The sequence below is a fragment of the Paenibacillus sp. OV219 genome (genome assembly GCF_900110075.1).
Classification (GTDB): Bacteria; Bacillota; Bacilli; order Paenibacillales; family Paenibacillaceae; genus Paenibacillus_Z.
The window spans coordinates 37,511-51,320 of the sequence record NZ_FOCJ01000018.1 but is presented as its reverse complement, the minus strand read 5'-3'; the positions used below and the strand labels follow the sequence as shown (position 1 = coordinate 51,320).

Here is a 13,810-nt window from a genome sequence, read left to right as displayed (position 1 = left end):
AAGATCCGCTCGACTTGCATGTATTAGGCACGCCGCCAGCGTTCGTCCTGAGCCAGGATCAAACTCTCCATAATAGGCGAAATGGCGAAGCCATTGCGCCAAATGAATTTGCTTGTTAGCTCATTCAAAAAACTAGCTCGTCAGAAACGCTTTCGCCAAATGGCGATCGTCGTTTTGACGTATTTTATGACCTTTTGACAGGTCGCTCATTGTTCAGTTTTCAAGGAACAAAATTCTTTATTTCTCGTCCCAACCTCTCGGCCGGAATTAGAATATATCATGAATCACGAATAGATTGCAAGCATTATTATAAAGTTTTTTCTTTTCGAGCTATCTAGCTGTCCAGGTCGTCGTAAGAGCATGTACGCAAAAGAACCCACCCAGAAGGTTGGTTCTTTATATGGTCGTATCAATAGAATGACTATAACGGAATTTCTCGACAATCAGCGGAGAAGGTCCGATTGGACTGATTTTGCGACATTATCATCTTGGATCCCGGCAATAAGGAGCTTCATTTCCTCTACCGATTCACGAAAATGCGGGTACAGTCGGAACTCGATCTCCATATTAACAATCCCCTCGTAGCCGTCAATCCAGCGAAACACGTCTGCGTACGGGATTGAACCCCAGCCTACTGGCAGATGAAGGTCGCCATAGCCATAAGGTAGATTGCTCATATAGGACCCGGCATCCTTCAGCTTGCCGAAGTTATTATGCACATGCAGATGCTTCACAAAAGGCAATGCATCTACTATGGCCTGCTCGAAATCATAACCGTGCGCAATTGAGGTCAAGTAACAATGGCCAATATCCAGCGTTATCCCCACATTATCCAGACCGATCCGCCGAACGTGCTCGACTACATCCTGCGGTCGCAGCCCATAGGTATAATCACATTTCAAATCATACCAAATATTGTTCTCTATACCGATTTGAATGCCATGCTGCTGCGCTTTATTCCCAAGCGAACGCAAACGCTCCACATCTTCCTCTAGCAAAATGGCGTATAGCTTCTCCCGATACATTTTCCCGTATTTTTCATAGTAATGCTCGAGGTTTTTATCCGTCAGTTGGGCATATGAGCTATGATACACGATCATGTCGCAGCCTATCGCCGCCGACAATTCTATCCCCGCTTCGAAGCAACGGTAATAATCCTCTCCCTTCTCGAGAGACATAAGATTCAATTCATAAGGTAGGTGCAACGTATAGCCAAGGCGGAATTTACTCAGTACGCTGCGAACGCGTTCAAGACGCTTCGGATGAACTTGTCCGTTAATAACGATGTCAAGTCCATGCATAATCAATTCGGCATAATCGCAGCCAGAATCAGCAATATAGCCCAGATGCTGCTCCAGCACAGCCAAATCGCCATTTACCATATCTGCATTTAGACTGATTCCGATTCCTCTATTCTTCATGCTTCTTCCCTCATCCCGTCTAGCATTTAATTGCGATTACCAACCTTTATTCCGGTTATTCTACGACTATTCGCTGCTAGTTTTCCGTTTCCTGCCAAGACTTCAATCCGTGCATTCGGCATCAAAGGCGACCACACAAACTAAAGGGCTATCCCTTTAGCCGTATGCTAACAGCTAGTTGAGATAACCCTAGTGCGCTTACTTAGTGACTATTAATTGTGATCGTTCTCATATTACCGTCCCAGACTACATTGTTATCTAACGCTTTGCTCACGAACCGGAGCGGCCCATCGTCGAGCCGCTCGGAACCTGTACAGGTACGGCCAGCTTAACCGACTATTATTAAAGGGCGAGATATGTACTTACAATTTTGGCGGGGAGATATCATTGATTAAAGCAAAAGAGCACCCAATAAGGTGCTCTTTCACATGTTTGGTGGAGGCGAACCGTGGTCTTGTAAACCCACAATCCGCCATTTCATTCCATTACCTTATTTCGTATTGATCCTCACAATATGATGGGCGGCATCGGCAGCAACTTTCATTCCGAATGCTTGCTTTAATATCGTGATCGGGACGCAATATTTCTCATTAATGATGACTAGCTTATCATTTACCACTTTATTATTGATTTTGATCGTATTGTTCTGCAAGCTCTTCAAGTTGAACACGACCGTAGTGCTGCCTTTCTTCGCTGTCACCGTATATTTGTTGTCAAAGGTGGTCTTAATACCGAGCGGGTTCAAAAATCCCGACAGACCTGCACTCAGATCGCTTGCCGTGACATACTTTAAGTACATGCTGGAAAGCGGCACATAATAGGAGCCATTCCATTGAACAGGATTATAAAACCGCATTGCATTCCAATCGATTTTGTCATTTATGTAGAAAGTTACACCTGTCTTGCTCGTCACTTTAATGGGTGTCATACTTTCGGCGCCGGTGCTGAACAAGTTGTTCCCCCACTGCCAGATCGAACCGTCCCTTCCAATCGCAGCACTTCTGAAAAAATCCGTTGCGATCGTAACTATTTGGCCTGCTGGCAGTCCCTTAATTGGAACAGCAGTCATTTGCGGTTTAGTCGTCGCAATCCCGAGCTGACCATTGGAGCTGCGGCCAAACGTGTACAACGTCCCTTCTTTGAGAAGCAGCATCGAACCCCATCCAATCTTGATGTCATTCACATTCGTGATTCCCCTCAATATGCGGACGAGACCAAAATTTGCACGATTACGCGGGATGTCATCCAAATATTCGCCCCAATAAACGATTGTGCCGTCTTTTTTCTGGGCCGCAATGTTGAAAGCCCCCCCATAAATGGCCGTTACACCTAAGCTGCTCTTCAATTTGAGATCGGGATTAGGTAAGATGATACCTGTTGCAAGTTCCACATACCCATTACTTTCCTCCCCAGGATAAGACCATACAGAGCCATCATCCAGCAGTATGGCTACCTCCGTGTTTCTTGCCGCTACACCAACAGCTTTATTGATAGTGGGCACTTTAATCGGTGATTGGACATCAATAGGTATAGGCCAGCTCTCTAACATATTCAAACCCCACACCCACACGGACCCATCCTTTGTCAACGCAGCGTAGGTCTGATATCCATGTGAGAATGTAACGACATCCGATAAAATGAGCTCATTTCCTAGCATCAACTGACCATCCGTTGTTATACGGTAGTCATCAGTCATGAGTGCCGCAGTATTCGCCCACTCCTTTACTTGTTCCAATCCGGAAGGAAGCATACGAAAGACGTTTCCATTATCCTTCAGCACAAGCTGTGAAATACCGTCAAATGCCGTCCCTATAATCTTGCCCTTTGGCTTAATCGCGTTAGGCCTTCCGGGCTCGACCGGAACTGGGGATGGCTTTACTTCTGGCGGATTCTCTGATTTGTCGCCGATTGCATACAACACATTACCACTCGCCACGTAAATCCTATGATTACGGCCAATCGATTGGTTGTAGATATGATCTCCTGCTTGGATCGACCATTTCTGAGTACCATCCGGATTTACCGCCACCAGTTGCCCATCATTATTCCCCATGTAGATGATGCCGTCATTACCTATAATCGGAGAGTTTGACCAAGCGCTCGTAGGAACAGACCAGTTTACCTTGCTCTTGGGCAAGGCACCGAAGTAATAGGCATTAAACATATAATTCCCATCACTATCAGTCATCGCAATTGGCGAGGCAGTAGGAACATCCACCGGATTTACCGAATATAGGCTACCGTCCTCATGACCGATATAGAGCACGCCGTTGCTGCCTAGCGCTGGGCTAGCAGAAATCCTATGCGGCCCTGTTGGCGAATCAACTAAGAGGATCATCCACTGCGGGCGAACATACCCAGTTCCCGTTCTGAACGCGGTCAACTCGCTTCCATAATCTCCAAAATAGGAGGTCCCGTTAGGGGCGATCACCGGACTTGAAAAAGTCGGCCAGGACCATGTCATGTTCCCCAACCTTTCACCGGCCTGATTGATAAACTCATCCTGAGCGAAAATCGTACCGTCTGCAAATATAACTGGCGCAGAGGCGAAGCCATCCTCCTGATTAGCCAGGTAAGAGGACCACTTGATCTGACCGTCAGGGCTGACTGCATATAACTTACCTGGATCGATATAACTGCCGGAACCTATGTAGATCGTGCCGTCTTTCCCAATAACCGGTGATGTCGTCGTAATAACTTCCGGAATGGGTAGCGACCACTTCAGCGTGCCTTGCGGACTAAGCGCAGCAAGCAATCCATTCGTGCAGCTGCCACTAGTGCAGAACAAATTTGGTTGGCCTGGCCCTACGTGCATGACTCCCACATAAATCGTACCATCCGCCGCGATTACGGGAGAGGTGCGAATTTCCACATCACTGGTAAAATCATATTTCCACTTCAATTCCCCATTTGGACTGACTGCAAAGAATGCTCCTGATGTGCTACCGAAATAAATCGTATCGTCCGCACCGATAGCCGGCGATGAGTCAATCCATCCGCCGCTATCAAACGACCACTTGATTGTCGGCGTTTCAGGCCCTGAGAAACGCGATTGCCTTGTCCAGTTGAACGACGTTGGTTGTACCGCGTGCAAATCGTAAGCCCCTTGCTCATACCCCGCACCTTGTGTAAACAACGGCCCTTCATTTGCTGCTTGAGCAATCTTATAGCTGCTTAACCCCACCGTATTCATTGCCACGAGCCATATTAACAGATAGGTTAAACATCTGATAATGACGCGTCTAAGCCGTGACACCGGCTTACTATAATAACCTTTCATTTCCATATCCCCCTCTAAATCTCTCAATCCCCAGAATTAATATACGTAAACTTATATTCTACTGGAATATCCGCTCAAGTTGTACCTTATAAGTCTATGTTATTATCCGTATATGCAAATATGGCCAATATGAAAAGTACCTCATATGGTGCTCGTGGTCTACTTTCAAAACGTTTCAACAAGCCTATGAAACGCAAAAAGACACCCGTTAAGGTGTCTCTTCACATAATATTGGTGGAGGCGAGGGGATTTGAACCCCTGTCCGAAGACAACGCCACACAGGCTTCTACGGGTGTAGTCACGGTATTGATGTCACCCGAGCGTCGTCCCGTAACCGACTACGCGTTGGGTCAGCCTGATTATCTTCTTCCGTCGACCCCAGGCGGAGACCGAGCGGCGTATCCCACTACATGTTAGCCCCTAGTCTAGTCACATGGGCGATGCTAGGTAGGAGCACGCTAACAGGTTATTAAGCTGCTAAAGCGTAGTTGTTTTGTGTTTTGCCATTTAATTGGCTTTAGCGTTGATGAAGCAGACGACTCCCTGCTACCCGCAACCCATGCTCGAACTATCCCCGTCGAATCCATAAACGCCCCCAATATTGCATAAACGGCTCCATACGTTCCGCTTAGCAGGTAAGACGCTCTGTCGACTGCAACTGCCGATCTATCAAATAAGGCAATCACATCAGGTGAGCATGTTTCTTTCCTTCATTGCTTACTTAGTATAACACAGATACAGCCACTATGAGACAACGTGTTGTTGGAAGTGTTGGCGACGATCGCCTTACATTCCAACCTGAGCAGCCTTAGCGAGCAACCTTCTGTTTCTCACGCAGTGCACGCTGGATATCACGCTGCGCATCCTTCTTCGCCGCGGATTCACGCTTGTCGTACTGCTTCTTACCTTTACCAAGGCCGAGCAGCAGCTTCGCGTAACCATTGCGAATATAGATCTTGAGCGGCACAATCGTGTAGCCTTCTTGCTTCGACTGGCCGAGCAGCTTATGAATCTGCGTCTTACGCATGAGCAGCTTGCGCGTCCGTGTCGGATCCTCTGGGTTGCTTCGGTTCCCTTGATCGAATGGGCTAATGTGCAGGTTGTGAATGAAAATCTCACCGTTACGAATGGTCGCGAATGCATCACTAATGTTAGCTCTTCCTATCCGCAGCGACTTAATCTCCGTTCCCATCAACACCATGCCCGCCTCGAAGGTCTCCTCGATGAAATAGTCATGGGAAGCCTTCTTATTCTGTGCGAGCTGTTTGCCGTCACTTTTCTTGCTTGCCATGCCTCTCACCTCTCCCCAAAACACGTAAATGAACGGACTCCTAACCTTGGCTAGGAGTCCATTGTAGCAACTTTACATGATGAAATCAATTACACTCGATTCTTACGTACGAATGCTGCGGTGGAATTGCTTTTTTTCTTCTTTTTACGTTGGCCAAGGCCACTGCCATCGCCGTTATTGCTGGCGTTGGCGCCGCTATTGCCGCTTGCACCTTCAGCAATTGCAGGCTTCGGAGCCGAAGCAGCACCGCCAGTTCCGCTTTTATTCTTACGGCGCGAGCCAGTTCCGGCACCTTCACCATTACGGCTGGCACTATTGCCAGCAGGACGAGCACCTCGACCACCGCCGCGTCTACCGCCTTCGCCACGACCGCGAGAGGACCAGGATTGATCCGGATCTTCACCGTAGTCCTTCAAAGAGCCGGCATTCGTAATCGGCAGTCCCCACATATCTTTGCGAACTTTGCGAGCACCACCACTGGCGCCAGTATTATCCCCACCACTGCTGGATTCACCGCCGCTTCGATCGTTGCCGAGCAGCCGGTCGATGTTGTAATCATCCTCCGGCTTCCACGCACGCGAATCGCTCGCGCGCTGCGCCGGCACGATCGCCGCCGCGCCTGCTGCGCCGCTCTCGCCGCCGCTGCCACCGCGGCCCTTGCGCCTGCGGCCACCGCCGCTGCGCTGCTCCGCCGCCGCCGGCACCGCTGCGCCTGCTGCGCCGCTCACGCCCCGCGCGGCTTCGCCCGCGCTCGGCGCTCCGCCGCGCCGCTTGCCGCGGCCGCGCGGGCCCACGCCCGCGCTCGCTTCGCGCGCCGCTGCCGCCGGTGCTGCAGCTCCGCCACGCGCACCGCCACCGCCCGCGCGATCGCTACCGCCGCGCGCGCCATTGCCTGCGCGGCCTCCGCGCTCACCGCGCCCGCCTCCGCTGCGCGCCGATGCGGCTGCACCGCCACGCTCGCGGCCACCGCCGCCGCGCGCACCGCCACGGCCGCCTGCACCGCGGCCGATCAAACCGTACTCGCGGGCACGATCCGCATCGTCCGCGCTTAAATTCTTGAGCATCGCAAAATCAATCGTATGCTCCTCCATATTCACCCGCTCCACGCGCACGCGCACTTCATCGCCGATTCGGTACGTCTTCGACGTCCGCTCGCCGATGAGCAGCATGTGCTGCTCGTGGAAGTGATAATAATCGTCCGAGAGATCGCTCAGACGAATAAGTCCCTCAACCGTACTCGGCAGCTCAACGAAGATGCCGAAGCCCGTTACGCTGCTGACGATGCCGTCGAATTCCTCGCCGACCTTGTCGAGCATATATTCACATTTCTTCAGCTTCTCTGTATCCCGCTCCGCCTCAACTGCGAGACGCTCACGTTCCGAGGATTGCTGAGCAATATCCGGCATCCGCGCCGCCAGTGACTCCTGGCGTGCATCCGGCAGCGTTCCACCGTTCTCAAGCACCTCGCGCATAACGCGGTGGATGATAAGATCGGGATAACGCCGAATTGGCGAAGTAAAGTGCGAGTAGAACTCCGCTGCAAGCCCAAAGTGTCCGAGGCTCTCGGCATCGTACTTGGCCTGCTTCATCGACCGCAGCATAACCGTTGAAATAACGGTCTGCTCCTTCGAACCGCGCACATCCTCGAGCAATGTCTGCAAAGCACGCGGATGAATGACACTGCCACCTTTGCCTTTTATCGTATACCCGAAGTTGGCCGCGAACTGCACAAAGTTCAGCAGCTTCTCCTGGTCTGGATTGTCATGCGTCCGATATAGGAACGGCACCTTCAACCAGTAGAAATGCTCCGCAACCGTCTCGTTGGCTACAAGCATGAATTCCTCAATAATAGACTCTGCGATGGAACGCTCACGCTTGACGATATCAACCGCTTTGCCTGTCTCATCGACAATGACCTTCGACTCAACGAAGTCGAAGTCAATCGCGCCGCGCTTCATTCGATTCCCGCGCAGCCTTGTTGCAAGCTCCTCCATGAGCTTGAACGTATCGACAAGATCGGCGTAACGCTCGGTCACTTCCTCATCTTCGCCCTGCAGGATTTTGCGTACATTCGTATAGGTCATCCGCTCTTTCGTGCGAATGACACTTGTGAACACATCATGACGAACACGCTTCAGCGTCTGTCCATCAAATTCCATCTCACAAGACATCGTCAGCCGATCTACCTGAGGATTGAGTGAACAAATTCCGTTCGACAGTCGGTGCGGCAGCATTGGAATAACCCGGTCGACCAAGTATACGCTGCAACCGCGGCGGTACGCTTCTTGGTCAAGAGAGGAGTTCTCCTTTACATAATAGCTGACGTCCGCGATATGGACCCCAAGCACATAGTTGCCGTTGTCCAAGCGCTCAATATTGACCGCATCGTCGAGGTCCTTCGCGTCTTCGCCGTCAATGGTGACGATTACTTTGTCGCGCAGATCGCGGCGCCCTTGGCGCACAATCTCATCCTCCGTGATGGAGTCCGGAGCCGCTTCAGCCTCAGCCATCACATCGACCGGGAAGCTTTCCGGCAGCTGATGCTTGCGGATAATCGACAGAATATCAATGCCTGGATCATCTTTATGACCGAGCACCTCAACAATCTCGCCCTCTGCGGCCGAGCGTCCTTCCGGATAGGTCAAAATTTTCGCGACAACCTTCTGTCCCGTCACCGCACCGAGAAAATGGTCCTTCGCAATAAAAATATCCCGATTAATCCGTTTATCATCCGGCAGCACGAAGCCATACGACTCGTGATTCTGGAAGGTCCCGACGATCTGCGTTACCGCCCGCTCCACGATGCGGATAACTTCGCCTTCCATACGTCCGCCATTCTCGCTGCGAGATGTCACGCGCACAAGTACGATATCTCCGTTCATCGCACTTGTCAGATCATGCGCCCCAATATATACATCCCCGTGCGTTTTATCCTCTGGAATGAGGAAGGCAAAGCCTTTTGCATGCGCTTGAATGCGCCCGCGCACTAAATTCATTCGTTCAGGAAGGCCATAGCGGTCACTGGAATTCCGTACAATCTTGCCTTCATTCTCCAGCTCATTCAAGACCACCAGGAAATTGCGGAACGATTCCGCATTGCCTCCCCCGCCCAGCTGCTTATCAAGCTCTTGGTAGGTCATCGGCTTGTACGCCGGTTCATGCATATAAGCCAGCAGCTGCTGCTCTATTACCATAACTTTCTCACCTCATGTACCGCGATGCCGTCAATCCCATGTGCAGCCGTCGGTTGATAGATTCTCATATACTATATAGTATACACGAAAGGGGCGGTCAGCATCCGCGGACAACCCCGCAAAATTAACATTTTTCACCTGTAGCACGAATCTGTAACATTATTCCATAAAAGGCAGGCAACAAAAAAAGCGAGCCATAAGCCCGCTTTCTGCGTTCATCATTAAACTTTAACCAAGTATGCAACAACGAGTGCTGTAATAAAGAAGCCCGCTGCAACCACAATTGTTAGACGTTGCAAGAACAGATCGAGTCCGCGTGCCTTCGTCTTGCCGAACAAATGCTCAGCACCGCCGGAAATAGCACCCGACAACCCTGCGCTCTTACCTTTCTGCAAAAGAACAACAGAGATTAGAGCAAGCGCAAAAATAATAAGCACAATTTTAAAAGCAATTGCCATAAGTTCCACCTCCTGCACAAGGAGCAAATTTGTCGAAACGTTGGCTCATGCCGCCATAAGGACGACGTCAGCCATTTTCGCTTGTTTGCCGCTGCCTTGTCGCAAGTAGGGGACAAGACCTAGAAACAGCATTATTATTGTAGCATAGCAAGGAAGCGAATACAAGCTAAAGCAGAGGGTAGCTGAACGAAACTCGCCCTAGCAAATTTTGTCCTTCTGCCAACGGATGCTCTCATCGAACGGCAGAAACGTAAATTGCTCCTTCTTCCAATAGAACTGCAAGTCCTCACACGCCCACCCCTCATACAGTTCATCCCATTCAAAAGGGCCATGAGGCAGCAGCGATGCGTTCTCAATCGGCTGACTAGCCGGCTGGAAACGAAGATCAAGCGATAGCCGTACGCGTCCGGGCAATTGATTCGGAAGCGCCTTATGCACCGTCATACTGTTAAAAATTACGATGTCGCCCGCTTCATAGTCGCCTTCCGCCCACTCATAACCAAGCCCGCACAGAATGGACTCCAGTCCGCCGGCGCCCGGATTCCCTGTTACTTGGAGCAGACCACCGTCATTGCTACCCTCAAGTATCGAGAGCGAGCCTAGCGCTAGTGGTACATCACCCATCGGCGCCCAACAGGTCCACGTATTACTGCTGCCTTGAATATGGAGAAAATCCTGATGCGGCGGCGTCACGTTCAGCTTGTCGCTTGGCAGCATAATGCGCGCGATGTTGCGTGGATGCGGAAATGTTCGCTCGCCAAACAGCGCATCGAACAGCCCAATCAGCTTGGGATGGTGGGCAAAAGCATGGAACGCCTCCAGCTTTTGCACCTTATGATAAACCTGCTGCGTTGTTCCAATCCCATTCCAGTTCAGCTCCTCCATCGTCATGACATCGATAAGTGGCTGATTGCCATAGCCGTCCACGAGCGGCATCGACGGATCGAGCAAATTCTCATCTTGCAGCACATTCAGAATTTGGAGGCGAAGCGCCATAATCTCCTCGCGTGTGAAGAAATGCTTGAAGAACAGATAGCCTTTCTTGGCCGCTTCAAGCCGCAGCTCCTCTGGTGCCGCAAGCAGCGGCGTCGCATCCTCGAACGCTCGTGTTGCCGGTTTGATTGCAGGATCCATACGCTAAAATCCCCCTTCAAGCGAATTGTCGATTGCCGACCTACTAATCTCATTGTATGCTCTAGCTAAAGCCCCTGTATTTATGAGCGCTCGACGTATTTTTAACTTTAGCCGACATATTCAAGTGAGCAGGAGGCGCCTATATCCATGCCTGACAATAAGCCTAAGCCGCAATCTATCCCTTGGCAGTCCCTTGGGCCTTCTGTACACTACGCGAATCGACTACAATGCTTGCCTGGTTTTGCTTTTGGACCGCGTATCATTGAAGAGCATCAATTTATATTCGTAGCAGCAGGCAAAGGGATTGCCTGGATTCAAGGCGACTGCTATAATGCCTCTCCTGGCTGCCTGTTCTATTACGGTCCGGATACAGTGCACCACTTTATCGCGGATGAAGCCGAGCCCTTCCTTCTCTATGGCCTGCATTTTAGCTGGTTACCAGTTCTTGCACACGAACACCGTGGTTCGGGGCTTATCATCCGCGACGCTAAGTTCGACCCGGTCATTGATACGAAAAAAGACAATCGGATGCTGATCGGTGACGAAAATGGACAATCTCCTGACTGTCTGCTCATAGGCGATGTCAGACAGCTGTCCGCGCAACGGTTCGAGCCCCGCTTCATTCGGTTGGCGGAAGCGTATAGTATGGAAGAGCGAGAGTTCAAGCAACCGCTCCTAAGCGGCTTGCTGCTTGAGCTGATCGCCGCAATCAAGCAGCATGAGGTTCGCGAGATATCGAGCAAAACAACATCCCCGCTCATCAGCGCCATATCGAAGAAACTCACCGAGCATGCGTGCGAACGTTACAACCATGGCTGGCTTGGCGAGTGGAGCGCCTATCATCCAGACCATATCGCTAGATTGTTTCGCTCCGAGCTCGGCATGACCCCGCACGACTTTTTCATGGCCTGCAAGCTGCAGCTTGCCAAGGAACTGCTCACTCATTCGGAGCTGTCTCTGCTTGCAATTGCTGATGAGCTCGGGACAGGCACTATTCACAATTTCACGAAGTGGTTCAAGCAGCATGCTGGCATGCCACCAGGACGGTTTCGCAAACAGTCGCGATTTATTTAAGCAAGCGCGAAAAAACCGGTGCACCTTCAGCAATGAAGCTGAGGGCACACCGGTTTTTACTTTAAGATAAGTAAATGGTTATTTGCTTTCAAGGATTGCGTAATTGCCGCTATTCTTCAGCGGAACCGTAATGGTGTGCGCCGCTTTGTCGAAGGTACCGCCGACTTTGACCCACTTGTTGTCGCCGCCTTGGTACCAGATTGCGAGCTTCGCGGAATTGGTATTGTATAGCAGCGCTTGCGATACTTTCAGCGTCAGCGTGCCTGGCTTCGCAGGGTTAGCAGCTGCAGCGCCATCCTCATTTTGCGACTTGTACAGGCTGAAGACAAAGGACATCGGATTTAAGCTAACAGGGATGTTGTAATAGGTACCCCCACTGTAGTAAATGTCGTATTTCTCGGATCCCGTTACGGTAATGAGCTTCATAACAGCCGCTTTGGAATCCTTCACCACCGGCTTACTAGCAACGACCGTTCCGCCATTCAGCTCGATTTGCTTGAACAGCTTCTGCACAGTCGGCGAGCTGATGTTGACCGGATTGCCCTTGATGTTCAATACATCGATGTTACGCGCAACCTGGGACAGGCCGCCGATGTCGGCAATTTTGTTGCCGCTGAGGTTCAGCTGGCTCAGGAACGGATACGACTTCTGCGCTTGCATCAGCTTCACGATACCCGAGATGTCAGTCAGTTGGTTAAAGCTGACGTCGAGCTGCTCAAGACGGGTCATTTTCTCAATGCCGCTTAGCTTCGAAAGGCCGTTCTGTTTCACATCAAGCCACAAGTAAGTGGAATCTGTAACCGACTTCTTCGCACCAAGTGCCGTTACGGCGCTCAGGTCGCTGAATTTGTTGCCCCCGAGTAGGATCGCGCGGGCATTCTTCAAGTTCTGCAACGACTTAATCGACTTCAGCTGGTTATTCGACAGGTCGAGCTCTCCGAGCTTGGACATACCGGCTACCGCATTCGCGTCCGTCAGCTTATTGCCTCCAGCATGGAAAATTTGCAGCCCCGTCAGCGAAGCAAGCGGCGAAATATCTTTGACGCCGTTGTTCGAGATATCGAGCGATTGGAGCTTCTTCAAGCTCTTCAGAGGCGCCACGTCCGTCACTTTATTCTTGCTTAGGTCCAGCAATACGAGCTTTGACAAACCGCTAACTGGTGCCGCGCTTGCAATCTGATTACTGCCAAGGAAGAGATACTCAAGCTTCGTCAGCCCTTTGAGCGGAGTCAAATCCGAGATCTGGTTGCCATTAAGATTGAGCGATCCGAGGTTCGTCGCTTTCTCTAGTCCTTTGAGAGACTTAATCTTCGCAGTACCGTCGTAATCGGATAGATAACCCAGGGAAGCAACATCCGCAGCGGTTACAGTCTTCTTGCCCATCGATTCCGTTACAAGTTTGTTCAAGTTCGCATCTGGAAAAATGGCGGAAGCAGCATAAGCCGTCACACCGAATGCCAGCACAGACGCCGATACGCCTAGGCTGATGCGGGTCGAAAGCTTCAAATTCATTCGATATTCTCCTTCTATGTTCCTAGTATTTTCTTCCATTCTATGAATATTGACACAGACTGTCAATTATTTTCCTGTATTCGATATATTCAGACAATAGATTTGTCTTGGGAGACTGGCGACTGGCGACGGACAAAGGACAACGGACAAAGGACAACAGACAACGACCAACTGCCGAGGCATCAGCCATCAGCCGTCCGCCTGGATAACGAATCGTAGACACTCTATTCGTCCAAATTTGGCACTCGAAAAAATGTAACGAACTCCAGCGGCGCTATTAGCTACTTTTTCACCCGATAGAGGCCGATTTTGCCTAAATAGCGTCTCTATGATTCGTTAGATTTCAAAACGAACCATATGGGACTAATAAGGCGTCTAGGGTTCGTTAGCTTCCGGTGGCGTTCAACAGCGTCTGCGAGCAGCTCGTGAGTACCAATACGGCAAAG

Annotated in this window: 8 protein-coding genes, 1 rRNA gene and 1 other RNA gene; 1 reads left to right on the top strand and 9 read right to left on the bottom strand. The window is 50.8% G+C overall.

Annotated features, from left to right (window positions below; translation table 11 throughout):
• From BMY11_RS27485 to BMY11_RS27450, 8 genes are all read right to left on the bottom strand, one after another.
• Window positions 1-74: ribosomal RNA gene (locus BMY11_RS27485) — 16S ribosomal RNA — on the bottom strand; the annotation flags it as partial.
• 369 nt (window positions 75-443) lie between these two features.
• Window positions 444-1,421 (bottom strand): sugar phosphate isomerase/epimerase family protein, encoded by a 978-nt coding sequence (locus tag BMY11_RS27480; RefSeq protein WP_090583492.1) that lies wholly within the window; start codon window positions 1,419-1,421, stop codon window positions 444-446.
• Between the two features lie 490 nt (window positions 1,422-1,911).
• Entirely contained in the window at window positions 1,912-4,701 is a 2,790-nt protein-coding gene (locus BMY11_RS27475; RefSeq protein ID WP_177182852.1) for an outer membrane protein assembly factor BamB family protein, read from the bottom strand.
• A 232-nt stretch (window positions 4,702-4,933) separates the two neighbouring features.
• Window positions 4,934-5,298: a transfer-messenger RNA gene (ssrA, locus tag BMY11_RS27470) on the bottom strand.
• A gap of 211 nt (window positions 5,299-5,509) precedes the next feature.
• Window positions 5,510-5,992, bottom strand: a complete 483-nt coding sequence (gene smpB, locus BMY11_RS27465) for an SsrA-binding protein SmpB (RefSeq protein ID WP_090583488.1) — start codon at window positions 5,990-5,992, stop codon at window positions 5,510-5,512.
• 89 nt (window positions 5,993-6,081) lie between these two features.
• Window positions 6,082-9,186, bottom strand: a complete 3,105-nt coding sequence (gene rnr, locus BMY11_RS27460) for a ribonuclease R (RefSeq protein ID WP_090583486.1) — start codon at window positions 9,184-9,186, stop codon at window positions 6,082-6,084.
• A gap of 221 nt (window positions 9,187-9,407) precedes the next feature.
• Window positions 9,408-9,644 carry a preprotein translocase subunit SecG gene (secG, locus tag BMY11_RS27455; protein ID WP_090583484.1) on the bottom strand — a complete coding sequence of 79 codons (237 nt, stop codon included), beginning with the start codon at window positions 9,642-9,644 and terminating at the stop codon, window positions 9,408-9,410.
• 198 nt (window positions 9,645-9,842) lie between these two features.
• Window positions 9,843-10,778, bottom strand: coding sequence for a phytanoyl-CoA dioxygenase family protein (locus BMY11_RS27450; protein WP_090583482.1), 936 nt, complete (start codon window positions 10,776-10,778; stop codon window positions 9,843-9,845).
• Between the two features lie 147 nt (window positions 10,779-10,925).
• Here BMY11_RS27450 and BMY11_RS27445 point away from each other — a divergent pair, with 147 nt between their 5' ends.
• A complete protein-coding gene (locus BMY11_RS27445) occupies window positions 10,926-11,852 on the top strand; it encodes an AraC family transcriptional regulator (protein ID WP_090583480.1) in 927 nt (308 codons plus the stop codon).
• 78 nt (window positions 11,853-11,930) lie between these two features.
• Here the strand turns inward: BMY11_RS27445 and BMY11_RS27440 are convergent, their stop codons facing one another.
• Window positions 11,931-13,364, bottom strand: a complete 1,434-nt coding sequence (locus BMY11_RS27440; protein WP_177182851.1) for a leucine-rich repeat domain-containing protein — start codon at window positions 13,362-13,364, stop codon at window positions 11,931-11,933.
• Window positions 13,365-13,810: the final 446 nt, after the last annotated feature.

Coding starts and splice junctions, on each gene's coding strand:
- secG (WP_090583484.1), bottom strand. CDS start 9,644: ATGGCAATTGCTTTTAAAATTGTGCTTATTATTTTTGCGCTTGCTCTA.
- rnr (WP_090583486.1), bottom strand. CDS start 9,186: ATGGTAATAGAGCAGCAGCTGCTGGCTTATATGCATGAACCGGCGTAC.
- BMY11_RS27450 (WP_090583482.1), bottom strand. CDS start 10,778: ATGGATCCTGCAATCAAACCGGCAACACGAGCGTTCGAGGATGCGACG.
- BMY11_RS27445 (WP_090583480.1), top strand. CDS start 10,926: ATGCCTGACAATAAGCCTAAGCCGCAATCTATCCCTTGGCAGTCCCTT.
- smpB (WP_090583488.1), bottom strand. CDS start 5,992: ATGGCAAGCAAGAAAAGTGACGGCAAACAGCTCGCACAGAATAAGAAG.
- BMY11_RS27440 (WP_177182851.1), bottom strand. CDS start 13,364: ATGAATTTGAAGCTTTCGACCCGCATCAGCCTAGGCGTATCGGCGTCT.
- BMY11_RS27480 (WP_090583492.1), bottom strand. CDS start 1,421: ATGAAGAATAGAGGAATCGGAATCAGTCTAAATGCAGATATGGTAAAT.
- BMY11_RS27475 (WP_177182852.1), bottom strand. CDS start 4,701: ATGAAAGGTTATTATAGTAAGCCGGTGTCACGGCTTAGACGCGTCATT.